Annotated in this window: 22 protein-coding genes and 1 pseudogene; 6 read left to right on the plus strand and 17 right to left on the minus strand. The window is 34.5% G+C overall.

Annotated features, from left to right (window positions below; all coding sequences use genetic code 11):
• Positions 1 to 188: 188 nt before the first annotated feature.
• Complete coding sequence (locus WAZ07_RS16935) at positions 189 to 1,070, minus strand: GNAT family N-acetyltransferase (protein ID WP_336473402.1); 882 nt, start codon at positions 1,068 to 1,070, stop codon at positions 189 to 191.
• A 552-nt stretch (positions 1,071 to 1,622) separates the two neighbouring features.
• Here WAZ07_RS16935 and WAZ07_RS16940 point away from each other — a divergent pair.
• Positions 1,623 to 3,002: an aldehyde dehydrogenase gene (locus tag WAZ07_RS16940; RefSeq protein WP_336473403.1), complete on the plus strand. Its 1,380-nt coding sequence runs from the start codon at positions 1,623 to 1,625 to the stop codon at positions 3,000 to 3,002.
• A gap of 243 nt (positions 3,003 to 3,245) precedes the next feature.
• Positions 3,246 to 4,292 carry a DUF2332 domain-containing protein gene (locus tag WAZ07_RS16945; protein WP_336473404.1) on the plus strand — a complete coding sequence of 349 codons (1,047 nt, stop codon included), beginning with the start codon at positions 3,246 to 3,248 and terminating at the stop codon, positions 4,290 to 4,292.
• A gap of 367 nt (positions 4,293 to 4,659) precedes the next feature.
• Here the strand turns inward: WAZ07_RS16945 and WAZ07_RS16950 are convergent, their stop codons facing one another.
• From WAZ07_RS16950 to WAZ07_RS16970, 5 genes and pseudogenes are all read right to left on the minus strand, one after another.
• Positions 4,660 to 5,364 carry a hypothetical protein gene (locus WAZ07_RS16950; protein ID WP_336473405.1) on the minus strand — a complete coding sequence of 235 codons (705 nt, stop codon included), beginning with the start codon at positions 5,362 to 5,364 and terminating at the stop codon, positions 4,660 to 4,662.
• Between the two features lie 46 nt (positions 5,365 to 5,410).
• On the minus strand, positions 5,411 to 6,253 hold the full coding sequence (mle, locus tag WAZ07_RS16955; protein WP_336473406.1) for an alpha/beta fold macrolide esterase: 843 nt from the start codon (positions 6,251 to 6,253) through the stop codon (positions 5,411 to 5,413).
• Positions 6,254 to 6,407: 154 nt separating this feature from the next.
• The gene (locus tag WAZ07_RS16960; RefSeq protein ID WP_336473447.1) at positions 6,408 to 7,826 is read right to left on the minus strand and encodes a PTS transporter subunit EIIC; all 1,419 of its coding nucleotides are present in this window, start codon (positions 7,824 to 7,826) and stop codon (positions 6,408 to 6,410) included.
• 19 nt (positions 7,827 to 7,845) lie between these two features.
• Positions 7,846 to 8,733: an N-acetylmuramic acid 6-phosphate etherase gene (gene murQ / locus WAZ07_RS16965; RefSeq protein WP_336473407.1), complete on the minus strand. Its 888-nt coding sequence runs from the start codon at positions 8,731 to 8,733 to the stop codon at positions 7,846 to 7,848.
• A gap of 729 nt (positions 8,734 to 9,462) precedes the next feature.
• Positions 9,463 to 9,714 (minus strand): annotated as a pseudogene (locus tag WAZ07_RS16970) (DinB family protein); the annotation flags it as partial.
• Positions 9,715 to 10,000: 286 nt separating this feature from the next.
• On the opposite strand from WAZ07_RS16970, the gene WAZ07_RS16975 reads away from it, so the two are divergent.
• Positions 10,001 to 10,684, plus strand: a complete 684-nt coding sequence (locus tag WAZ07_RS16975; protein WP_336473408.1) for an HAD family hydrolase — start codon at positions 10,001 to 10,003, stop codon at positions 10,682 to 10,684.
• Positions 10,685 to 10,868: 184 nt separating this feature from the next.
• On the opposite strand, the gene WAZ07_RS16980 is transcribed toward WAZ07_RS16975, so the two are convergent.
• The 7 genes from WAZ07_RS16980 to WAZ07_RS17010 form a co-directional block, all read right to left on the minus strand.
• Positions 10,869 to 11,756: a YwqG family protein gene (locus WAZ07_RS16980; RefSeq protein ID WP_336473409.1), complete on the minus strand. Its 888-nt coding sequence runs from the start codon at positions 11,754 to 11,756 to the stop codon at positions 10,869 to 10,871.
• Between the two features lie 439 nt (positions 11,757 to 12,195).
• Complete coding sequence (locus WAZ07_RS16985) at positions 12,196 to 13,263, minus strand: acyltransferase family protein (protein ID WP_336473410.1); 1,068 nt, start codon at positions 13,261 to 13,263, stop codon at positions 12,196 to 12,198.
• 417 nt (positions 13,264 to 13,680) lie between these two features.
• On the minus strand, positions 13,681 to 14,505 hold the full coding sequence (locus WAZ07_RS16990) for a hypothetical protein (RefSeq protein ID WP_336473411.1): 825 nt from the start codon (positions 14,503 to 14,505) through the stop codon (positions 13,681 to 13,683).
• Between the two features lie 72 nt (positions 14,506 to 14,577).
• Entirely contained in the window at positions 14,578 to 15,396 is an 819-nt protein-coding gene (locus tag WAZ07_RS16995; protein WP_336473448.1) for a DUF2785 domain-containing protein, read from the minus strand.
• Positions 15,397 to 16,106: 710 nt separating this feature from the next.
• Complete coding sequence (locus WAZ07_RS17000) at positions 16,107 to 17,111, minus strand: serine hydrolase domain-containing protein (protein WP_336473412.1); 1,005 nt, start codon at positions 17,109 to 17,111, stop codon at positions 16,107 to 16,109.
• Positions 17,112 to 17,278: 167 nt separating this feature from the next.
• Positions 17,279 to 18,115, minus strand: a complete 837-nt coding sequence (gene speD / locus WAZ07_RS17005) for an adenosylmethionine decarboxylase (RefSeq protein ID WP_336473413.1) — start codon at positions 18,113 to 18,115, stop codon at positions 17,279 to 17,281.
• Positions 18,116 to 18,383: 268 nt separating this feature from the next.
• Complete coding sequence (locus tag WAZ07_RS17010) at positions 18,384 to 18,509, minus strand: hypothetical protein (RefSeq protein ID WP_280141377.1); 126 nt, start codon at positions 18,507 to 18,509, stop codon at positions 18,384 to 18,386.
• 155 nt (positions 18,510 to 18,664) lie between these two features.
• On the opposite strand from WAZ07_RS17010, the gene WAZ07_RS17015 reads away from it, so the two are divergent.
• From WAZ07_RS17015 to WAZ07_RS17025, 3 genes are all read left to right on the plus strand, one after another.
• Positions 18,665 to 18,817, plus strand: a complete 153-nt coding sequence (locus WAZ07_RS17015; RefSeq protein ID WP_336473414.1) for a hypothetical protein — start codon at positions 18,665 to 18,667, stop codon at positions 18,815 to 18,817.
• Between the two features lie 5 nt (positions 18,818 to 18,822).
• The gene (locus WAZ07_RS17020; protein ID WP_336473449.1) at positions 18,823 to 19,146 is read left to right on the plus strand and encodes a hypothetical protein; all 324 of its coding nucleotides are present in this window, start codon (positions 18,823 to 18,825) and stop codon (positions 19,144 to 19,146) included.
• Positions 19,147 to 19,435: 289 nt separating this feature from the next.
• Entirely contained in the window at positions 19,436 to 19,747 is a 312-nt protein-coding gene (locus WAZ07_RS17025; protein WP_336473415.1) for a hypothetical protein, read from the plus strand.
• A gap of 93 nt (positions 19,748 to 19,840) precedes the next feature.
• Here WAZ07_RS17025 and WAZ07_RS17030 read toward each other — a convergent pair whose 3' ends face one another.
• The 4 genes from WAZ07_RS17030 to WAZ07_RS17045 all read right to left on the minus strand — a co-directional run bounded on the left by WAZ07_RS17030 (position 19,841) and on the right by WAZ07_RS17045 (position 25,670).
• Positions 19,841 to 19,984 carry a hypothetical protein gene (locus WAZ07_RS17030; protein ID WP_090914670.1) on the minus strand — a complete coding sequence of 48 codons (144 nt, stop codon included), beginning with the start codon at positions 19,982 to 19,984 and terminating at the stop codon, positions 19,841 to 19,843.
• Positions 19,985 to 20,210: 226 nt separating this feature from the next.
• Positions 20,211 to 21,782, minus strand: a complete 1,572-nt coding sequence (locus tag WAZ07_RS17035; RefSeq protein ID WP_336473416.1) for a SagB family peptide dehydrogenase — start codon at positions 21,780 to 21,782, stop codon at positions 20,211 to 20,213.
• 22 nt (positions 21,783 to 21,804) lie between these two features.
• Positions 21,805 to 23,748 carry a TOMM precursor leader peptide-binding protein gene (locus WAZ07_RS17040; RefSeq protein ID WP_336473417.1) on the minus strand — a complete coding sequence of 648 codons (1,944 nt, stop codon included), beginning with the start codon at positions 23,746 to 23,748 and terminating at the stop codon, positions 21,805 to 21,807.
• Positions 23,745 to 25,670 carry a putative thiazole-containing bacteriocin maturation protein gene (locus WAZ07_RS17045; RefSeq protein WP_336473418.1) on the minus strand — a complete coding sequence of 642 codons (1,926 nt, stop codon included), beginning with the start codon at positions 25,668 to 25,670 and terminating at the stop codon, positions 23,745 to 23,747. Before WAZ07_RS17045 ends, WAZ07_RS17040 begins: the two co-directional genes overlap by 4 nt.
• Positions 25,671 to 25,851 lie beyond the last annotated feature (181 nt).

Here is a 25,851-nt window from a genome sequence, read left to right on the forward strand (position 1 = left end):
TATAAGCTGGATATTTTTAAATGCTATTGAAGAAGATGACAGATACCTTACAGTTTTGTAAGACTAATAGGGGGAGCGTCAGGAAAATGCAGGTTTACAACGTTAGGGAAATTACAATATTAAAAAGCCCGCTTTCTCAGTATTAAATTAAGAAATTGGGCTTTTTTTGTTATTACAGAGTTACAAATCTATGCTTGGGACATGATTGGATGCTTAATATGTAAAGGAAATTCCTCATTACTAGCGGATTTTACAAATAATACTTCACTCCCATTAAAGACATTACTTTCTGTTTGAATATTTTCATAGTCTGGGGTGTAATGAAATACTATTTTTTTCGTAGAATGATCAGCAATTTTTGTTAAAATGTGTTGAATTTCAATTTCTCTTTTACTAACAATATCAAAGATATGAATTTGTTCTTGTTCTTTTTTTAATATTATGATCACATCTTCATGTTCAAGATAGTAAATATCCTGAGAAAAAACATTTAAACAGTAGAACATGAAGATGTCTTGTGTATTTTCTGTGCTAAATATTTGAGAAACAGGAACCCTTTTGGATACAAATTCATATATAAAATTTCTGTCTTTTACGTTAGTTATATCTAATTTACGAATATTTGTATTTAAAATCTCTTTTAATGAGAACTCCATTGAAAATTCATATTCATTAACTGCTTTGAAACCAAACTTTGGATAAAAGTCTAAGACATGTTTATTTGCGAATAGATACATGAAATCATAAGTTCCATCGTATTCTTCTAAGACTTTATTCATTAAAGCAGCCGAGAGCCCTTGATTTCGATAATTTGGATGTGTCATAACTGTGCCAATTTGTATGGCTTTCTTTTTTTTACCGTCTATCACTAGGTCAAGAACGTTAACTGAAACATTTGCTATTACTATGTTTTCATAAACATAAGAAAAAGGAATATATCGTTTATTCCAGAATCCTTTTTGATAATACTCCTCAAAGCTTATACCGAATATATTATTAGTAAGTTCACAATAACTTTTTCTAAGGGCTTTATTATTTTTATAATCTTTTATAAAACGTAGTTGGCTCATTTAATTGTTCTCCCTATATTTTTTAACATTTTTGTTATCTTTATTTTATCAGGGAAATTACTCCAGAAGAACATGAATATTCCATGTAGTCGTAAACGCTTCTTTTCAGCAATTATTTTCAATTTCCTACTTTTCACATGATTGACACCGATAAATCCTAATTTCTTCATGGATAAAATCTGAATCTTTATCTATGATTTTTAACCACTCTTCTTCATTTTTATCTTGAACTGAAATAATCCAGATATCAGAAGGATTAACCATCTTGCAAGTAGAATGTTACTCCATCGTGAATTATTTTATCTATAACATTACATAACTCTGGAAGATCACAGGCTCTAAGCTCACACCAATCAACCTTGTATCCTTGTTTTTTAGCATTTACAAACACTTAAAATGTTTTCTCTTTTTTACAAGGGGCAAGAAGACCATCTTCGAACAATGGAGCCTATGTTTTAAATTCTTCAACATTTCTAAGATAATCACTCTTGGCTTAACAGTAGCTTATGTACATAGTATATAAATATTTTTTTCTATTGGAGGGATTTCCTAATGGCTGATAATATGCAACAACTGATTCAAGAGCATAAACAATTTTTTCATCATGATCATACAAGAAGTCTACAATTTCGCCTTGAACAATTAGAAAAATTAAAAAATGCTATTCGAAAATATGAAAATCAAGTGCTGAACGCATTATATCAAGATTTACATAAAAGCGAGTTTGAAGCGTATGCTGCAGAAGTGGGTTTCGCCTTTAACAGTATCAACTTTATAATGAAATACCTAAAACAGTGGATGAAACCTCAAAAAGTAAAAACACCTATTCATTTTGCTCCTTCCAAAAGTTACATAATAAAAGAGCCATATGGTACAGTGCTAATTGTTGGCCCTTTTAATTATCCATTCCAATCAATAATGGAACCTCTTATCGGGGCGATTGCGGCAGGAAATTGTGTAGTTCTCAAGCCTTCAGAAAATGCACCAAATGTTTCAGCTGTAATTAACAAAATAATAAGTGAAACGTTTGATAAGCAATATATTCGTGTAATTGAAGGAGACAAAGAAACAACTTCTTTATTGATTCACGCACCATTTGACCATATCTTTTTTACTGGTAGCGTTCAAGTTGGAAAAATTGTCATGGAAGCTGCGGCGAAAAACCTTGTACCAGTAACATTAGAACTTGGTGGAAAAGGACCAGCTATTGTCGATGAAACAGCTAACCTCGATATAGCAGCCAAACGTATTGTCTGGGGAAAATTTATAAATGCTGGGCAATCCTGTATTGCACCTGATTATGTTATTGCTCACAAATCTGTTAAGGTACAATTGATTTCGAAAATGAAAGAAGTCATCACAAGCTTTTATGGATCAGATGTATCAAAAAGCAATGATTATGGTCGAATTGTCAATGAGGGACAATTTGATAGACTTATTTCTATATTAGAACAAGACCAAAATCATATAATATTTGGTGGAAAATCATCTAGAAGTCATTTATATATTGAACCAACACTTCTTGAAGCAAAATCGTGGGATGATGCAGCTATGAAAGAAGAAATTTTCGGACCAATTTTACCAATTATGGAGTACAGCGATTTAGATGAGGTCATTCATATGATTAACAACCATCCCAAACCGTTAGCTTTGTATGTATTTACTGAAAATAAAAACGTCGAAAAACAAGTATTAGGACGAGTTTCTTTTGGAGGAGGATGCGTCAATGATACAATGTCACATATGGCTAATCTCCACTTGCCTTTTGGCGGAGTAGGAAGTGCAGGATTCGGTGCCTATCATGGGAAACATAGCTTTGATGCTTTTACACATCATAAAAGCATTTTAAAGAAAAGTTCAAGGATAGACCTAGGGCTTGTATTTCCACCGTATAGGGACAAAATTAAAATTTTACGAAAGATATTTAAGTAATAAGAAACGGTTTGCCATTATTATTTGTAAAATCCCCCCCATATTCTCAATTAGGGGTACCAGCAACATTTCGGAAATCTTGTGCGCTAAGCAGATTTAACTAAAAAAGGCGAATTCCTGTAGTATGAGGAATCGCCTTTTTTTAGTTAGATATAGACTCGAAAAGGATATTTATACCATATTTAAATCGATTTATGTTAAAATTATTCTGAATATTAATATTATTACCTAGGAGGATTATAAATGCTTACACCAGAACAAATCTCCAACTTATTTAGAAACTTTTCAGAAAAAGAATGTAAAGGGTCGAGCGATTTATATGAACATTTATCATTAAGAATTGCAGAAGATGAGGAACTCCTTGCATTAGCGTCACATGCACAACTTGGTCAGCCAACTCCAAATTTATTACTTGGTGCCGTTCACTATTTATTATTGAAAGGCAACGGCCATGTATTAAAACAATACTACGATAGCCTCATTTCAACTCCAGAAAAAAAATTAGACCAGGCTTTTTACCATTTTAAAGGCTTTTGCCAGCTTCATAGAGAAGAGATTATTGCTATTTTAAAAACGAAGTTAGTACAGACAAACGAAGTAAGAAGATGTACGTATTTATATCCGAGTTTTTGCTATATGTTTAATAAAGTTAATAAACCTTTAGCGTTAATTGAAATCGGAACAAGCGCTGGTTTACAATTATTTTGGGATCAATATTGTTATTCGTATGGAACTGAGAAAGTGTATGGTAACATAAATTCTAATGTCCAATTAAAATCTGAAATAAAAGGTGAAAATCAACCATTTCTTTTACAACAAAGCCCTCCTGTCACAGAAAGAATTGGATTGGATTTACATATAAATGATTTGAATGATGAGGAAGATTATTTATGGTTACGCTCGCTCATTTGGCCAGAGCATAAAGAAAGGCTTGAAATGTTCGATCATGCAGCAGCTTGTTTAAAAGAACAATCAGTGAAACTTATAGAAGGGGACGGGGTATCTCTTCTTTCTGAAATTGCAGAACAAATTCCAGGGGATTCAGTGATTTGTGTCTTCCATACACATGTAGCAAATCAAATACCAGAGGGTATAAAGCATAAACTAGTAGAACAGATTAAAGAAATTGGTGCCAAGCGAGATGTTTTCCATCTTTACAATAACATGTGGGATAGAGATCTTCATCTTGATTATTTTATTAATGGTAAAGAATACAATGAAACGATCGGAGAAACAGACGGTCATGCACGCTGGTTTAGCTGGGGATTAGAGGATAAATCTTTGTGCTGAATTTAGATGTAAATGTGTAGAAAGAATAAAGTTATTTAATCTTGTTCTTAGAAAAACAAGAATCGCCTATCTATATATTTGATAGGCGATTTCTATGTTTAAAAACAAATAAACAAAATATCAAGTATGTAGACAACAAGAACGGAAGTTCATAGAAAATCTAACCTTAGCTTGATGGACATGTGGCGAGACCTCAATACTAAAAAGGCATCTACTGAGAATCAGCAGATGCCTTTTTAGGTTTTCGTTTATGGCTTTGTTTTAAACTAATGTTGATAATTAGCTACAAATATGAAGATTGTGGAGTGTAATTTAAATTATATAATGAATACCACAAACTACTTTGGCTCAATAGTAATATTTATTTTCAGTTATAATATAAAGAGGGAAACAAACTTGCTGGCATGTTCGACTTATACAATTGCTCTAATACCTTTTGGTCTTTACAATATACTTCTGCACGGTTATGTTTACTTACTAAATCAATTCTTATAAAAATTGTTTCTTCGGTATTGCACCACCACTCAAAGTATTTATCTGAAAATGATTCTCTCTTAATTTTATTTAAAGCGTTCGTTTTTTTAAACTCATCAATTTCACTCTTTTCAGCGCCACGTGTTAGCCAATTTGGATGCTTATTAACCATATAATATTTAATTGCTTCATCTTCTAAAAATTCTTCTATATTGTCAGCACTAATGAAAAAACTCCCCATGCAGAAATGATATATTTTCCCATCCTCATCAATACAAGGTCCAAAATCTCCTGCATAATGATATTCCATACATTGAAAAAAGTATTTTCCGTTTTCTTTTCTAAAATATCTAAGTTCATATTTTTCTTTAAATGTATTGAAGTAAAACATATCCATTTGGAAACCTTCATAAAATTTTTTACCAATTTTATACCAAATACCACCAAATGATACTTGAAAATCAATTACTTTATCAAAAAAAGGTATTCCTTCATTGGCAAATACTCTTTTTATTTCATCTTTATCTTTAATTGTATCAACTTTCTTACCAGATAATATCATGTCATTTACTGTCTCAGATAGAATGTTTTTCTCCATAATTTTAATACCTTTCATATTTATTAAAATGATCAACTACTTCTTTTTATTGGGAACTAAATTTTACAATTGATTCTATCATTTGTTCCCAGTCTTCACTATGAATCTCATGCCCTGATCCATCAAGAGTCACTAATTCAGTATGGGGAATGGCTTTCGCAAGAGCAAGTCCATGTTCGTATGGCAGAGCTGGATCTTCTGTTCCATGAATAATGAGTGCTGGTATGCTGATTTCTCCCATCCTATTATAATAATCACCTCCGCCTTGCAGCATGGCATGATTAAATCTGCTTGGAAGCTGTTTGGCACGAGTTACCTCCCTTTTCGCCAATTTATATATTCTTTCCCTCTCATAAGGTTTGGAACCGGCTAAATTTTTCCATAAACCCGCAATATAGGAAATAGCCGCCTCTTGATTTGACCAGTCTATGGAAGTACTCTTTGCATGGTAATTTAGTATGTTCTGATCCATTGGAGGAAGTTTTTCCATCTCAGTCCCGAACACACTTGATGCAATTAAAGTAAGCGTAGATATACGCTGTGGATATCTCAGAGCAAGAATTTGGCCAATCAAGCCACCTAAGGACATTCCAACGATATGAGCCTGCTTTATAGAATAAGCATCCAGGACTCCAATTGCATCGGCAGCCATGTCTACTATTGTGTAGTTGGAAGTACCAGGTTCATAAGTAGTCGATCGTCCCAAATCACGATGATCGTATCGAATGACAAATCTTCCTTGATCAGCGAGGCGGAGACAGAATTCCTCATCCCACCAATCTAATGAAGACATAGCCCCCATGATTAAAAGTACAGCAGGGTCCTTAGGATTTCCAAAACTTTCTGCACAAATCTCTACTTTATTTATTTTCAATATTTGTTCCCCCATGTTTCTCCTCCTTTAACATTAACTTCCTATTATTATAAGATATCAGGACGTATTAGGTCATGTATATTTCATAAGTGGCAGTTTTTTTTGCTGTAGATGAATGATAGTAGAGCCCAATGATTGACCAAAAAGCTAATCGTACTTTTAAAATGCATTAATCTTGTTCTATCATCGCTTCCTTTGGTACACCAAAGAAATAGGTTACGATAAACCCACCGATGTATCCTGCAAATAAGCCAATGACGTATTTCCACCATACTCCACCAGCAATTAAAGGAATTAATGCCAGACCAGATGGTCCGATAGCAATTGCACCAACGTTACCAAGTAATCCGATGACTGCTCCTCCAATACCTCCACCGATACATGCGGTGATAAAAGGGTGGCCTAATGGTAATGTAACACCGTAAATTAATGGTTCTCCAATGCCAAGAATTCCTACTGGGAGTGCACCTTTGATTACATTTGTTAAAGATTTATTTTTACGACAGCGGATCCATAATGCCATTGATGCTCCAACTTGCCCAGCTCCTGCCATCGAAAGAATAGGAAGTAATTGTGTCATACTCGTTGTATTGATCATTTCAATATGGATTGGTATTAATATTTGATGTAATCCTAACATAACAAGTGGTAAGAATGTTGCGCCAAGTACAAATCCAGCAAATGCACCACCGCGTAATAATACCCAATTAATAGCACCAATTAAGTTATCTGAAACGAAACCTGCTAATGGCATGAGTAAGAAAATTGTTACAAGCCCTACTATTAATAATGCGATTGTAGGTGTCACGATAATATCAATTGCATCGGGAATCACTGTACGTAATTTCTTTTCTACAAATGCTAAGATCCAAACAGCAAATAATACACCAATAACTCCACCTTGTCCTGGTGATAACGGCTGACTGGTAAAGATATTAAGAATTGGATTTTCTGGCGTCATACCTGTTAAAAGGGTAATACCACCGATTACCCCACCAAGTGCTGGTGTTGCATCGAATTCCTTTGCCGCATTAATGCCAACATAAATTACTAAATAACTAAATAATGTATTTTTAATCACATTTAAAACTGTTACGTATTGTCCCCAAGTTTCTTTATCTAAATTTCCAGCAGTAATATTATTTAATAGAATAGAAGCAATACCTGCGATTAACCCCGCTCCAACGAATGCTGGTATAAGAGGAATAAAAACGCTTCCAATTTTTCTTAAAAAATTTTTAAAAGGTGTATGATTCTTTTTCTTTAATTCTGCCTTGATTTCTGCACCTTTTGCTTGTAGTTTTTCTGCAGAAGAAACTTTTGAAGAACCACCTTTTCTCTCTGCTAATGCAGTACCGAACTGTTCTGCTACTTTCGTTACAACACCTGGTCCAAGAATGATTTGGTATGTTTCATCATCAACAATACCAAGAACTCCATCAATCTTTTTCAATACTTCTTCATTAATTAAATTACGATCTACAGGTGTAACGCGAAGACGTGTCATACAGTTTGTATATGCTGAAACATTGTCACTACCACCAATCGCATCTAAAATTTGAGATGCCATGCTATGATATTTGTTCATCATGTCTCCCTCTTTTCGGTTATTTTACTGCTTGTCTAACAAACCCTTGCGTTTCTGCTAATTTCTTCATTGCTTCTTCTTTTGAAAGTCCTATCAAAATCATTACAATCGCGATTTTAGGTTTATTATCTGCTTTTACTAAGTAGGTTTCAGCTATTTCATAATCACAAGATGTTGCTTCCATCACGATACGCTTTGCACGCTCTACTAACTTTTCATTTGTTAGTTGAACATCAACCATTAAATTCCCATACACTTTCCCGATTCCCACCATAGAGGCTGTTGAGAGCATATTGCAAATTAATTTTTGTGATGTACCTGCTTTTAAGCGGGTTGAACCAGTTAATACTTCTGGTCCGTTTACTACTTCAATGGCAATGGTTGCGACTTTCCCTACTGCTGAGTCTTTGTTACAGCATACTGCGACTGTTTGTGTACCAATTGAATTTGCATATTCTAATCCTCCGATAACGTATGGAGTTCGGCCGCTTGCTGCAATTCCTACTACAATATCTTTATTTGTTAAATTAATATTTTTTAAGTCTTGAATACCTAATTCTTTACTGTCTTCTGCCCCTTCTACTGCTTTAATGAAGGCTTTTTCACCGCCAGCAATTAACCCGATTACTTCTTCTGAGTCTGTTCCAAATGTTGGAGGACATTCAACCGCATCTAACAAACCAATACGTCCGCTAGTTCCAGCTCCTATATATATTAAGCGGCCGCCTTTTCTTTTTGTTGCAACAATCGCTTCAACGGCCTTGGCGATTTGCGGAAGCTCTTGTTTCACTGCTTCTGCGACTTTTGCATCTTCTTCATTCATGATTGTTAAAAGATCAATTGTTGACATTTCGTCTAAATTCATTGTTTTTTTATTGCGTGTTTCGGTTATTAAATTTTCTAACATATTCATCACCCTCATTTATTTCAAAATGTTTCATCTTCTCCATGGATACTATTTATTTTATATTGCTATGCTAAACGCTCAAAAAAGAGTCTTAAATTATTATTTCTTGCAAGTGGGAGCATACCTCATCTCAGGGATATGGCCAAGGAGTCATGTTTAGACATTATGAGTGGTATGGTAAAACTGCTAATATGGTTGCGGATTGGAATGATAGAGCTTCAGCAATTGAAATCACGATGAATCCGTAATAAGTAACGGGGAATTTTAATTGAACAGGTGAAGAAGTTTCAAAATCACTATCCTCTCGTCGTTTTAGAAGAAATGGGAGAATAGTAATTTTTTAAGGGGATGAATTTCGATCGAAAGAAAATTGAGATTGATAATAGATTTATATCCGTATATCAAGAATAAAAACAGTGTAAGAGCAGTAGAAGCAATGAAACAAGTAGGAATGAAGAATAATACATTTTAATAGATATCTAATAACGTACGATTTTCTTTTTTAGGTCGGGTCTTATAAGGAAAAATAAAACAATTAGAATAATTGATACGTGTAAAACTAGGTCATAATGCATTGATTTCATTTGACTGCTTATATAGGCTCTATAAGATGTTTTGGATGTTCTGATACCAACAGCATTATTATTAATGTTAAAATTCATTACAAGCTAATCTGAAGTGTCGATTTTTTATACACCTGTAAGATTTTTTGTTCAAATGTAAAAAAAGCATCCTTTTTTTAGAGTAAGGACACAATTTTTGTTCAATAGATCCTTGAGACCTATTATGTAAGTGGGAATAACGATCAAAAAGAGGAAAAGATTTATTTTCACCTTCTTGAAGAGTAAATTCTAACCTTGGGATCCAATTATTTTCCTCTCCCTCAATAAGGTGCTCAATCACTTCTGAGACATCCCAAGTCCCTTCGCCTTCACTGCATTGCACCCATCCATCGGATAAACCAGATAAAAAATACACCAATGAAGGAGTTTTGGGTAGTCATAGGGAATTTAGACTATTAAGTAGATAAGTTATATAGGGGGACTGCCGACAAACCGCGATTATACACTAAGACGTTTTTGGGAAGTTAAACCCCTGATTTTTCTACGCCAAGCAGAAGAATCAGGTTTTTTTATAACCATGGGGGACGCAGTGTGACACCTTGTAGCTTGATTTCTAATACCACCTTACGTATATTCCGTAACTGGTAGGGATTATTTATATAATGTGAGAAAGGCTGTGAAGTTGTTTGAGGAGTTATAAAGCAATGATATTTGATTTAGATGATACCTTACTTGATAGGGATAAGGCAGTAGATAAATTGTTTTCAATTATTTTAGAGAAGTGTTATGGGGATGTTAAACAACATTCAGTAAAAAACGAAATGTTGCAGAAATTCAAGGAATATGATAAAAGAAGCTATGGCCACAGTGACAAAGTAAAAGTTTTGGAATCATTTTTTGATGAATTTCCACCAAAATATAGATTGCCACGCAATTACATTCAAGATTTTTGGAATAATAATTTTCCTCATTGTTTTTCTATAAACCAAAATACTATAAATATCATAAATACTATAAAGATGCATGTTAAAGTTGCAATTATAACAAATGGCTCAACTCAGAGACAAAAGGCTAAAATAATTAACACGAATTTAAATAGTTGTTTTGATATAATAATTATTTCTGAAGAAGTGGGATTTAGTAAACCTGACAAACGTATATTTGAATTAGCATTAAATAAGCTTAATGTGCAACCGGAAGCAGCATTATTCGTTGGAGATGACATAGAAAAGGATATTGGTGGTTGTCAAAATGCAAATATAAAGGGCATATGGTTCAATCCTTATATGATCAAGAATGATACCGAAATAAAACCATATGCCGAGATCAATTCTTTTGATAGATTATTAAGTTATTTTACATATTCAACATTTTCTTTATTCCGTTAACGGGCGCGATTATTGAAGAAAATTAAAATATTAAAATGACTATATTGCTAGGGCATTCTTAAAATTACCCCCATCCAAAATAGGACGGGGGTATGTCATCATATATCATATATTAATGTTTTATTTTTTTGTTATATCTTACAATATTCAGAAAGGAAGGTTATAAGTATTCCTATTACTTAATTTAACTGGAATAAAGAGAACAATAGGTACGGTCAAATCGTCTAGCAACCAAATCTTCCTTACGAATAAAGAAGTGTAGTACTCCTGCGTCCCACCAACAGAAGCCAACGTCATCATCTGTTTCCAGCTCCAACAACATCTGCATATCCGCGACTTCCTGCTTCGCCTTCGTCTTATCACCACCGAAATGTGCCGCGATCTTCTCCAATGCCTTATCCTCATTATATTCATATTCTTCACCAGTCAGCAACATCAATGCTGCTTCGTATTCCGAATCATCATGCTGTCCTATCGGATAACCAAACAATTGAATAATATCATCATCTTCTACGTCTCGAATCTCATAAAGTAAATCATCATAATCGTCTAAGGTGACGTTATTACTCTCTATCTGCTCATTATCAATGTAAGCGTAGCTTGGAGGCTCTAGTGATGAGCGCGCTTCCAGGTCATAGCCAACATAAGTATCTTCTAACGCAGTCTCACTTGGCGGTTCACGGCGGACAGCTGATAGTACCTCTGTTTCATCAAACCATATAACTCGATGTTCAATATTGTAAGCTGGCTCATCGATTCCGAGAAAAAAAGACAGCATCCCTGTCTTTGGTAATAATGCATTATCATCGTGCTTCGCTACATCACACATATTCAATTGAACTAAGAAGGTCATTGGTGTCCCATCTGTTGTAAGCGGCCATGCAAATTGTGGAGGCAGATCTGGATCGCCTCCAACACGAGAACGCCCCAGCTTTGTGTAATCTGTCTCGCCTGCTTTTGCACAACGCACCCCTTGCCGCGATGTCTCCATCAAATAGTTTATCGCATGTTCAAAACCATTATCCTCCAATTGTTGCTTCAGCTTAATTCGATTCTGTTCTTGTAATTGCACGCTAACCCTCTCCCCATTCTCTCATCTAAATCAGTGTATCTATAACATATTCTATCATTTCATATAGTCCTCCATCATCAGGTACTTGATAAAATTCACTACAATAAGCAATTTCCCTTCCAATCTTATGCTTTTTTGCACGTAAAGTCTTAAAAAGATAAATTTTTATTTACATAATTTTAAACTCAACACTAAATCTTGATTTCCCCAATAATGTTTAGTATGTTCGGCATTATCACGTAATGTTACAGTCCTCACTTTATATTTACCTGAAGTAACATTTGTATTTAATAAAATGTTAGCTATCCATTTACAGCTTTTTACTACATATTCGATATAGGGAACGCGGAGTAATGATTTAATGGCATGTAGAAAAAAATTCTATAATAAAAGACAGACTTTACAAGGAGAAAGCCTGTCGAGTAACTCTTTAGTCTCATTATATAGTAGCGGATAAGCTAGTTTGTCTCTTTATAGGTTTCAAGAAAACAGATTTCATTCTCACTAACAACGGTTTTTCGATGAAAGAATGAGCCAAACACCCCATTATCATTGCAATCACTATACATAATAATGTGGATAATAGATTTCCAATCAAATCATGGATACCTGACTTATTTATTATAATTGCTATTAATCCAAGGAATGGAGGATGTGTAAGGTAAATAGAAAAGGAAGCATTTCCTAGATAATTAAATATCTTAGGGATACGAATTTTTTTATTCATATCAAAAGACACTAATCCTAAAATTAAAAACATAGCAGAAATCGCATACATTATGTTTGTATCTAACTTCATTAGATCATATAAAACAGTTATCCAAGTAAATATATAACCTAAAATCCCCAATGTAACAAATAATTTCCCATGCTTAATTGGAAAGTTCATAGAAATATATGCACAGCAACAACCTAAAATAAAATTCAGATTTATTTTATCAAACATAAAACTTATTAAATAATTACTTACCTCTATATCCTTCCAATAAATAAATAAAATGAGCATGATCCATAAACCAATTAAATACTTGAACATTTTTCCTTTACTTAAAATAAGACAAGAAAATATCAAATAGAATAAAATATTGTGTCTTAAAGACCAAGCACTATAAATAATGGGCTCTTCTTGCCACGGAAATAAAGAAAGCGACCCTAAAATAGTTTTAATACTTTGTGAATAACCGTAACCAATAGGAATAAAGAAGAAGAAAACACAAACTATAAAAGTAACAATCCAATAAAAAGGATATATACCGATAAATCTTTTAATCAGAAACGGACGAAACTTTTCTTTATTTCCTATATCCTTAAAATATACATAGAATATCATAAACCCAGTTAATACAAAGAAATAGTCTGCTCCTCCAACACGCTCTAATTTTGTTAAATTTAAAAAGTTATAATTAAAGTGTTCATCTGCTACAAAGCTCATATGAAACATTAAAACTAGCAAAGGAACAATGGCCCTAGAGGCTTGAACAAGATTTAATCTTTTCTTTTGTTGCATAGAATCCTCCTCAAAATATAGCCTAAATTAAAATACCCTACTTTTTAGTCATCTATTCTATTTTTTGATGAGTTCTATATATAACATCATTATGTTCCTGTTACATTATATCACCACTAAACATATTGAAACAGAGGGGATTTTGCATATAGTGTATACGATATACATCTTTTTTCTTTAAAAAGCCATGAAGTAGGGTTCGGTCTAGGCAATCTTCGGTTATAATATGCATGTTATTTCCAATTAGCGCATTCATTATTTTTAAATACTACATATAACATAAACGTTCATTTTTACTCAAATTTGGAACTGAGCCAACATGGAGATTATTTTGTTTACACTGCTATGCTAAACATTCAAAAAAGAGTCTTAATGATTAAGACTCTTTTTTGATAAACAATTTGTATTTCTTTTTAATCACTTAGACGTAGACTCAAAGTGAGCGGCAATAGTTAATGCATCTTGGATAGAGCCACTTGTTTCTATACCATATAAAGTATCTCCATTTTGCCAATATACACGATTTTGTTTCAGTCTGTTATCCACTTCTATAACTGCGTAAGAGTTTGGAGTTGGTAGTGGCTCTTTCTCTAATTGGTTCACTATGGATTTTGCTACAGATATATTGTCATCTTTATTTGTCGATGGACTTTTTACAAAAATTGCCCAATGATCCTTAACAAAATTCAAATACATTGTTCCTGCTGCTCCCTCAGTAAAACCTTTAATTCCATTCCCTAAATCTATTGCACTAGGATCATCCTTGCTCGGGACATCTTTTTCGTAATCAGGATTTAATTTAAATGTTGAACATAAACTTTTACCGGCTTCTTCTTTTGTCTCATACTTTTTGACAAATAGTTTTGCGATTTGCTTAGCTTGATTAGAATCCGAAAGTGCAGAGGAATCAACAGGTAATGGACTGTTACTTTCAAAAAATGTAACAGTGTAACCTTTATCTTGTCCCTCTGTGTATGCAGATAAAACCTTTTTTTCAGTAGACAGAGGGATTTTTGTTGGTAAGAATATATTCATTTTTGTTTTTGCTGTTAAAGCTGTTCGAGTGGCTGCAAACACATCTTTTTGTTTCAATGCATGAGACTCTTGTTGTTTTTCCGTTTGTTTCGCTGTACGGGATTCTTGTTGTTTTTCTGTTTGTTTCTTAGGTTCAGTAGTTTCTTTTTTGTCACATGCTCCTAGTAAGAGTAGGGAAACACACATGAATGCTGAAATTTTTTTCATTTCTTTTACCTCGAGTTTATTAATTTTGTGAAAAATAACATGATGAATTTAATAATAAAGTGACTTTTAAAACTAACGCAAATTTTTTAAGGTCTCCAATGCAGCAATTGTAAGCGCAGAGTTTCCCTCTTGTTCTAAAGCTCGGAAATACAAGCTTCTTAAGAAGGTTCTCATGTTTTGTATTAAAATATCATTTCGAGAAGCTGAAGCTTCTTCAATGATTGTAAAGCTATAAAGCCAATTGTTCCATTCTTCTTGGGCTAATATATTTTGGTTCCATAAAGAGATTACCGCCGTCACTAATCTCTCATCTTCAAAGTTTATGTATAGGTAATCGTGCAGACGAACCTTATGACGAACAGCAGTAAGGATTGCATGTGAAAATTCGCGACTTCGTATCGTACGTGCTAAAGCATCTAGCGCATCTGCGGCATGTGCAGTAGAATGAGCCCATCCTTTTCCATCTACATAGCCCCTTACATCTTGCTCAAGATACACATATTCAAGAACTTGTTCTGCCACGCTGTAGAGCTGTTCTTCAGATAAAAACGGTTCTTTTTCATGAACAGATAAAATAAGCGGTGGGATTAGAATTGAGAAAGCACGTTTAAAAACAGAGTCTGTTCCCTTCTCGCCGATTTTATAAAACAAGTAATCAGGACTAAGCGCCTGCAGCAGTAGCCCGCGTAACTCTTTTTGTCTAAACACTTCACCTGTAATCCATCGTTCGAGCGTACTGTAAATCAATTCATCACGCAGCTCGGCATCGGGTGACCCGATATAATCCAGCATCCATTGTGCATATGGATATGCGTCCACATCTTCTGGGACGGCATAATTGTTATTTTTGATTTGTTGCAGTTCTTGTTTCAAATCATGTTGATCCATCATCATATTTTCTCTCCTCTCTTAAAGTTTTTATGCCATAGTTTTTATATTACCTTATATTTCTCTTTATATGCCATCCTCTATTTATAAATTTTATAGAAATATATAAGAATTGCACTAGCTATATATATGTACAAGTTAAAAAATGACATAAAAACCCCTTTTTTAGGAGAGGACGAGAGCATCTGGCCGTGCATAGAAGCGGTCAGAGACTTTTTCTGCCACATGCGAGGTTTAAAACAAAGGGAGCAAGCGAGTGTAGAACATGTTGTGTTCTACATAATTAGACTGCCCGTGCCATATAAAGAGACAGATGTACCAAGGACAACAAGCCATGGATTAACAGATGAATGTTTCATACCATCCTTCCCTCTCTTTTCTTATTTCAATTCTTTTCAATAATGGTCTAACGATGTTTATTATAACCACAATGCTCCGTGAGATACGGATATGAAGATAAAAATGAATATGGTGTACTACCTTTGACTTTATCGTTTTTAATTAACAAAAAGACACTTACCAATGAAGTGTCTTTTTGTTAATTAAATATATTCGATTTTTGCAGTAAAGCTGTGCTAACATAATGTATCTTCTAATGATTTATGTACATACCATATCAAACAATGTATTTGTTGCCATTTATAAGAATGCACTTTTTTAAAAATGTAATTATTCCCTAATTCAGATGCTTTTACTTTGCATGAATAGAGGATTTAATAAGCAAACATATCAGCCACTAAATTGCTAAATTCTCTTAAATATTGTAGATAATTGTCTCCTCCATAGTTATATCTTTTGTTATACATCTTTGCGACAACGACATTATATTCAGGAATAACTAAAATTGTTGGTCCTGTTATACCTAATATTTGATAAGATCCTTTTGGAACTCTTTCTCCTATTTCACTTTGCAGTGCTGGTGCATTCTGAACAAACCAAAACAATCCGTTTTGTGGTAAATTTGTATTTTTATAATAAGGAGAATGAATTTGTGTTGCAATCTCAATAACTTCTTCCGGTACAATTTGTTTTCCATTCATATACCCTTTATTTAAGTGAAGGTGTCCCCAATATGCAAACTCTTTAGCGGAGACAAAAAGATTCGATTCTGTCCCGTCATCTGATACTCCTATCTTACTTACAGCTTCTTCATTTGGATTTATGACTACTTTTACTAAATCTTCATGATCTGTTGTTTGCCAAGCTGTTTCCGTAAAACCTGCAGGTATAAAGACTCGTTCTTTCAGTAATTCCGGAAAGCTTTTATTATATAACTTATAAATTAGCTGCGTCATCATTTCAACATTAATACCTCTATAAGCCCATTCTTCCCCAGGTTCAAATTCCCGGTACATAATCCCGCTGTCACTCATATGGAGACCGTGCGAATGAGTGACTAAGTGCCTTAAGGTTGTCTTACCAAGTAAAGTTTTGTCACACTCTTCAAAGTAATCCACAGCATAATCGTCTAAACTCTTAATTTTACCTTCATAAAGCGCGTAGGCAATCGCAAGTCCTAAATAACTTTTTCTTGCAGAAGCAACGTTAAACTGTGAAGTTGCAGTAATAGGAGAACTATTTTTTATATTAGAGTAGGTTCCACTATAATGCTCCAATACAACTTCATTATCTTTCATAATAAAAAGTGCAGCAGAAGAGCTGTGGTTTCGTTCTTTTATGTTTTCTACCCATGAAATTAATTGTTCGTATTTTTTCATTTTTTACCTTCCTTTAACAGATCTATGACAAATTTTAATTTCGACAAAAAATGAAGAATACCTTTCTTTACATGTAGCATATAAAAAAACAGGAATTATCTCCCTGTTTTTAGTAAGTAGTAGATTCTCATTAGTACTTGCGATTTCCAACTGATGTTGTGTATTTATTATTCATTTGAACCTTCTTCAATAGAACCACGATTCATATTCTTTCCATAAAATATTTCGTCCATTTCCAATTTTAATTGCTTTGTAATTTTTTCTTGTTCGTCTGCAGACAATGTTTCTTGTGTATATCCAAACAAATAATTATTTAAGTCAAACTCTTTTAATTTGCATTTTGTATGAAAAATATGTTCTTGATATACATTGACATCAATCATGTCATACATTTTTTTTACATTCTTTGGGATGTAATTTTGGATGGAGTTTATTTCGTGGTCAATAAATAATTTATTACCTGTTATATCTCTTGTAAAGCCACGAACTCGGTAATCAATGGTCATAATATCCGTATCAAATGAGTGGATTAAATAATTTAGTGCTTTAAGAGGCGAGATTTCGCCGCATGTAGATACATCGATGTCTGCTCTAAAAGTGCTGATTCCTTCATCTGGATGATATTCCGGATACGTATGAACTGTTATATGGCTCTTATCTAATTGTATAACGACTGATCCAGGAAGAGGACCGGGTGATTCGTTAAATGATTCAGTTGGAACTTCTACAATCGGGCCTTCTGAAACTAATATTGTTACGCTCGCTCCTTGTGGAACATAGTCTTGTTTCGCAACATTTAATACGTGTGCACCTATAATATCAGATACATTTTTTAAAATCTTTGTTAATCTGTCTGCATTATATTGTTCATCTATGTATTCTATGTATGCTTCTCGTTCTTCTCTTGTTTTTGTATAGCAAATATCATACATATTAAAACTTAATGATTTTGTAAGATTATTAAATCCGTGTAATTGAATTCTCTGCTCTGGTGTTAGTTTCATGGTGAATGCCCCCTTTTTTTTATATTCAATAATGATTGACAAACTCTTTATGAAATATAGTTCCATCCTACAATTTTTTAATACATGTGTCTTAGGAGTGCTTACAAACCATTAAATATGATTTAATGGTTTGTTTTAATTTTTATTTCCAAAATACGGTAAGTGAAATTCATCCTTTTTTATGAGAAATATGGTTGGATTTCTATCATTTGAAAAAGCTTGGATTTGATTGAATCCAAGCTTTTTCAATATTTAATGGTTCAAAACATTATTTTTTTAAATCTTTTTTTGTTACTTCGCTTCTAATATTTACATCTTTGGAGAATTCAGTATCGTTTTTTTGATTGTTAGGATATTTGTTTTTACGTTCTCGATTATCATTTCGGTTCGTCATAATTTCCCCTCCTTTTGTTAAGGTTTGTACCTATTTTTTACGAAAGGAACTATTTCATACAGGGTAAATCGTTATTCCTATTCCACTTTTTGTAAAACACCTTTTAGACAAAATAGTTTCTGATTTGCACATACTATTTATTGGAGGTGACAAGTATGGGAAACAATCAAAACCCGTTCACAATAAAGAAACGTAATGCTAACGGACAATATGATAAGGAAGCGCATAGCATTGATAGTCATGGGAATTTTGTACCTAACACACCAACAAATGATGCAATTCTTCGTGCTGAAAGAACGAAAAAATGACTGTTCTGAGAAATAAAATATTAGAATTAGTACCGGAACCGGTAAAAAAGTTACTCCAAAAAGAAATGTTAGATGAAAACCGATGTCTTATTGATTTCGTTGTCGATGATGCAACTGCATATGAATTTGAACCGGAACAAGTAGTCCCCTGTATTATGGCAGCTTATTATGTTTATGAATCTACGACCTATCCGAGTGAAATGGACGAAGAACGGAAGCTGAGCTTAGTTTTTCACGCGGCCAATCGTTCAGCGATGAAGCTTCTGTCTTACGGTAAATATAAAGCGGAACGATCTGAAAATGGATGGATGAGGTATGAAAATTTTTAAATAACGTTCGCTAATGAACAATTACATTAAGATAATTTTGACATAAAAAGTCCGATTGTAACTTCATTAAAGTTATATCGGACTTTTTATATTCATGAAAGTAATGATACAAAAGGATAGAAATCTCGATTTTATTATTGTGGTAGTCCCCGATTGCCCCTAGAAAATGCTTTTATATAATTCTCCAGATCCACCCTTTACTACAGAAATTTATTTTTTATAAATAGATAACCTGTCCAATCAAGAAGCTAAATTTTTAAATAGTATGGTATGAGAGCTACTTTTAGAGATGGAATTTAAACGTCTATCTACATATAAATTGTGGATATGTAGAAAGGAGAGGTCTACAATCGCTTACGTATTCGAACAATGCATAAATATATGTTTGGAAATTTTAATTTCTCCAGGTATAAACATAGAGCTGTCTATAAGTGACTACGATACATGTTCATCAGGAGTTATCATTGATGGTGACGTACTTATTATTACGTTACCATTAGTTACATGTGTAGAAATTACCATTCATGATGATTTCAACATTTCTGTCGAACTTATTGATTCATTAATCTTTCTTTCTTTTCCGCCTTCCAATAAGGAATAGCACGAAAAAGTGGATGTAGTGAATAATCACTAGCTGCTCAGTAACTTAAAAAGGAACAGAAATAATAGCGTTTCTGTTCCTTTTTCTACTGTATTAATACTCTATTTCATCATAATCTTTTGGTTGTGGTATTGGTTGCATATTACTCGCATCTTTTGGATCGCTATAAATAGCATTTTCTTCTGTGTTTAATTTTTTAATGTTTGGTTTTTTATTATCATTAGGTTGTTTTTTCATTTTGGTTATCTCCTTCACATCTTTTTAAATGTAGTCATGCCCTATATTGTTCTTTTTACTCTATTGGAACCATGAGACATGAATTAATATTATTAAATGTAAAAATACGGTAAATGAAATTAGTCTTAGTTTTTGACAACAACTCATTTTCAATCAGATTACATTAAAAAAGCTTGAATTCAATTGAATCCAAGCTACCTCATATTCCATATAAATTACATGGTTGTTAACTATGCAAACTCCCTTTCAACCAAGGACGTTGACGATAGAAACCAATCGGAATTTGGATAAGACTCGTTTTTTCTTCTGAATCCAACCTGTAAAGCTCATCACACAAGTTGACATCGAACCCAAGAAGCGGGTGTCCTCCTAGCCCAAGAGCAGAAGCTGCTAACAATAATTTCTGTACAAGTATGCCTGCTTCCATCTGTTGAATTCGATATCCCCTATATCCAAGTTCTCTTTTAAGATGATTTTTATCCCCTACTACATGCAGACAAAGTGGTACTTGGAAGATATTCACATTGTGGAATGTCATCCCGCTTTGCAGTAAGAATCGATGATCTCCAAGATGTACTTGTCGTAATGCATGAGCATCATTGTCATAATGATAAGCGCCGTTTTGGATACCTTCAACGCCAAATAAACATACGTATATGGAAACGCGGGATGCAGGTTCTTCAAGATTTGTATCTAAATCGTTTTGATAGGCGAAAGAAGCAGTTACCTCATGCAGTAACGTAGTCAATTGTTCTTGACTTATTTTCCTAAAAGTAAAATCCATTTCCGGTGAAAATCGATTTTGGCATGCGGCTGTTAAGTCGTACGACATTCGCTTTATACGAGGAAGAACTAACGCTTGACCATCACGCATTCTATTCGTTTCACTCTTGATTTTGTGAAACGATCGTGTAGATTCAAGCATAGATGCTTCATTCATTTGAATCAGCATCGGATACTGTGCAATCTTTCGTGATCGGACATAGTGATTATGATGAATAACTGGTAATTCTTCGCATAATTGAGTTGCAGAGACTTCTTTATCCGTAGCATCATTCTCATTATTAGACTGCGGGGTTACAGAATTTACTGATAGAGGGATAACTGCATATACACTCTCCTCTTGTTCGGATAACCCGAGTAAATGATTTATGGCACGGTCTAAAAATTGGAAATGCACACCTGATGTATAGTGGAATCGTTTTGCTACTTCTAGCAATTGTCCTATTAATACGCCTGCATCTAGTCCTTGCAGACGATAAGAAAAGTTATGATATTTAAAGAAGTTTTTCCAAAACATTGTCGATACAAAAATAACACCAAAACAAGCCGATGTGTCACAGCTATTTCCAAGAGTCTGGGCTATATATGAATCAAAATGCCCTTCCCTTAATAACACTAAGCGGTGGTGCGCTACATCATAGTGGTAAATTCCGGTAGGTACATTTTCCATCTTTAAATATATATACAATTCATTCGGATATAAGCCTCCGCCCGAGGGAACAAACCTTCGATACGACTGCATAAAATTTATTTCTGGTGTCGGTAAGGTTGACTGACAGAATTGAGTAATCCCAAATACGTACCAGAGAAAATGACCGATTTCGCGAAGATTAGGTTCTGTTGATACTTCGAGGTTCTTGAGTGTTAATGTTACTTCTGAAGATAACGGAATTCCTGGTAAGTCCTGATAAAGTTTATATGAAAGTGGTCCATCTTCCCAATTCACCTCCCAAGTCGAAGAGGTTGCTTCGTTAGTATGAAAATGTAAATTGTTCAAAAATGTCTCTAAACCCATCCTTCCCCCTCCTAATCATCACTTACGCAAATGGATGCGGATGTGGATTGAGTTGTTCAAACGATAGCGGTTTCTTCGTATATCCAAGTTCCATTGGCACCCGTAATACTCTCTCTAGACCTGTTAAGCGCGTAAGATGATGCCCAAATGTCATTGGCAACATTCCTGGAATGAGTACTTTCACACAATGTAATCCATTTCGCATTATTTCTGGTGTCGTCTGATCTACCACAATCACATCGAGGTTCAACTGGTGCAACACCTGAAGTATTTCTCTTAAATCATCTGTCAAATCCTCATGTCTTGTTTTCTGTTTGAATGCCTCAGTAAACGTTTGTAACGGGCGATTATTATCTAGTAAAAACTGAAACCGTTCTTCTGCTTCTGGCAAACCGCATACCTTAGGATGATCAGGCATTTGCTTCACGAGGGAAGGATTATGGAACATCTGTACATATTTCTTGCGATTCATCTCAAATTCCTTATCAAGCGTTAACATCATACCAGCTAATTCATATATTGCACTTTTCGCCCCTCGTATCGGATCTAAATGAGCTCCAGCTGCACAGATAATATTTAATCCTTTCTCCTTTCGGTTTTTTGCTAGTGCCCAGACGCTTGGAATGCCGTGCTCCATTGTCGAGTTAAACAAATGTATATCATATCCCCCTACTGTACGCACGCGTTCTACCATCAACTGCAACTCTTGATCATTGACAGAAGAAAGATCAAGACGCGGGAGAGGAAGCTCGGCATACCAAGTTAACAAAAATGAATCGCGCTCAATCACTTCTAAAATGCCATAAAAAATTGCTTCTTCTAAACTGCCACCCAATGCGCAACCATTGGAAGTCTCATAAACAAAACCATCTCTACCGCCTAAACTATAATAAGCAAGTAGTTCTGGAACTAAAATTGGACGTTCTTGCAAAAGTGAATAACCCCATACCCAGTTCATTGGACGATCTGGATGAAACGGTTTAAACGGGAAATTAGGTTGCATATATTGTTCCGTTGCATGTACACCCACTTCAAGGGGATTAAGTGCTTGATGAGCTAAATTGCGGAATGTGTCCTGAATAACTGTACGTTTCCCCCGAGGTTCTAGACCGCAATATCGTTCTAATCCTTCTAAAATAGCAGTTAATTCGCTAGTTGCATATGAATGGGTACGCCCAGCTGTTCCTTCATTTCCAAAGAGCAACGGAAGATTTACACTTACCTCGGCAAAAGGAGGTGTAAGGTTATACATTTTATCATTTAAAAACCCAGTCTCATAATCTAGATAATCCTTGGCTAATACTTTACTCAGTTCAGAGATGGAACGACAACGATAATCATTTATGCTAATCTTCGGGCTTGATTGCAATGAAATCTTAGCTGAATGTGATGAGTCATTAGGCAATTGACTACAATTTGAGCATAAGGGATGAGGTAGAAAAAAATGATATGAGCTTTTCAATGTTTGTAAATTAACGAAAAACATGTGTCCTTCTGATCGTGCATGATCACCTTGTAAAATGCACTGCACTTCTTCTAGCAGAAGATGTGTCATCTGTAATAATCCATTACTTGATGCCCATATGTCTCGAGGTATTTCCTTATTTGTTGTTAGAATCTGCATTATCCCCCACATCTCTTTAGAATCATTTCCTGCGAAAGTACGGCGTATATCTGCACACTCTGAACATCCTGGTGTGCCTGGGCGAACTAGCGGACCGATTATTCCTTCTCCAAATGAAACGAAAGCTCGCAGCCAAGGAATATTCGTTGATTGAAGTACACTTTCTGCCTGTTTATGAAATGAAGGATTCCAAGTATCGTGTAATACGAGAACTAAATCGGTTGTTGCTGGTATTTTTCGATTAAAATCCGTGTACCTGGTGATTTCATATTGGACTGATAATTCTTCATATACACGATTTGCCAATAGCCCCTCTCCAATAATTAGAATCGAAGCGCTCAATGGGATTCCTCCTCTCCCAATAATACTCCAAATAGTCCTGCTAGTTCCTCCTTCCAGATTGCTTCTAGTGATATTTCAAATACGCAGAGCCGTTTTCCATTTTGTGTTAATGTCTGTTCAGCAGATTGTAATATTTCTTCTTGCGTCATGTTTTCACAAGGAAAAATAGCGGAGTGTAATGGCATTGTATCTTGTAATAAAACTGATGAAGCCTCTAGCGCTTGTGATGCGTAGCAATCATCACAATTTTGCGCTTCTGTAAGTGCCTGTTGTAATGCTTTACGTAACGCGATTGTTCTATTTAACCCTACACTTCCGTACCAGCGATTATTCGTGCCAATCCATATAACAGGGAAATCGAAAATGGCTTCACCAAAAGCAATTGTAGGTTCTCCTTGCAGAGTAGTAAGTGTTTGCAAATAAAAGCGGCAGCGCTCATCTTCTATTGCGTCTAATTCTACTCGAGAAACAACAATATTTTGACTCATCTGTCTCTTATGAAATTCTTCATCTAAACATTTTTGTAATCCTCTAGATACACATTCTGCAATCGTTTCCCCGGCTCCAATTCCTATAAATTGCCCATGTTCAGAAAACTTTGAACTAGCTATTCGCGATATATATGTCTCAACTCCGGCTAATCCAGCTTCGTACCTTGCTTCCATATGCGTCAAACCTGTACAAATCATATCTGGTAATAATTCAGCAGGGCCTTCTGACAGTGGATCAACTGTTTGAATACGACATTGAGCCACTGGTAGCTGTTTTAAGTCACCTGCTTCCCAAATGTGAAAAATCCCTGCTTCTTTTGATACAAGGTAATTCAAGTTCAGAGTAGATTCATTCAATTCATTTTTATTTGAGCTCTCTTTGATTCTCGTATTAAAATCTTGGACCCATTCGATTTCCATTTTCTCAGTTACTAAAGGATGAGGTAAAAAGGAATGCCAGTTTCCTTCTAACGTTTCGGAATTTAACAGAAAAAATTGGTTCGTTTGCGTGGGTTTCGTTACATCTGTAACCTTTTTGAACAGTTCAAATACCACTACATTTGCTAACATTGCTTCCGTTGTAGAAGAAAAAGCGTGTTCCCCTGAAGTTTTAGAAAATGCAGACTTGTGTATACGTCGCCAAGCTGATTCCCAGCAAGCATCACTTTCTGGGTGTACGAGTGGCCCGGCTAATCCGACTCCTTGCTTAGATATGGCAGGGATGAAAATCTTTTTTTCTTCTTTACAAATAGCATGAAAAATTTTTAATTCCTCTATGTCTTCTCCTTGTGATACATACAAAATCGCCTGAAATGGCTGCACCGCATCTTTCAAACCATTTCTTTTTTCTTTTTGTAAAAAAATTTCTTCAATCGCCACTTCAGGATCTGTTTTTTGTGCATATGCTATTAATTCTTTTAATCTTCTTCTATTGGTTTGTACGGAATCAGTAATTAGCATCTGGAATTGTGGTAATCCTGATTCAAGTAATGCGGAAATAAGGGAAACAAAAAAAGAACCAGAACCGATAGCTAATACTTTCATTTGACGATACGTTTGAAAACGGTATGCCCCAGACACGCCGAAGTTATCTAAAAATTCAATTTGTGATGCGTATTTTTTGAGAATATTTTCTGGCAATTGGTGTGGATAATCTTGACTTATGTCTGTTGCAAATTCATTTTGGTACAGTATGTCTGCTATTTCAAATACTCGCTTTCGATATGGATCAGGTAAGCCAGCTGTCAAATTTCCTAATGTGTGTTCTCCGTTAAACATTGGTATTAATTTTTCGATCCATTGATTGATAGACTTTCCTTCCATTCGAAATGAACTGGCATTATTTCTAAAATACACTTCCCCTTTTGGATCAGAGAGAAAAAAAGTATCTCTTTTCATTTTCAAACGTGTCGAAGCGTTTAATTTTGTCATTGTACTCCTCCTTCTTTGTTCATTGTTCTTGAATGAGCATGATAACTTCCGTCATAACAATTTTATGTATACTATTTTTTCTTATGTCAAACGGAAAGAAGAAGAGTGGTTTATCATACTTAAAGAAAAGTGTCTCTACAATAAAATTCATGTAGAAACGCTTTTCTTTAAGTAAAGTTTC

The organism is Bacillus bruguierae (genome assembly GCF_037104725.1).
Lineage (GTDB): Bacteria > Bacillota > Bacilli > Bacillales > Bacillaceae_G > Bacillus_A > Bacillus_A bruguierae.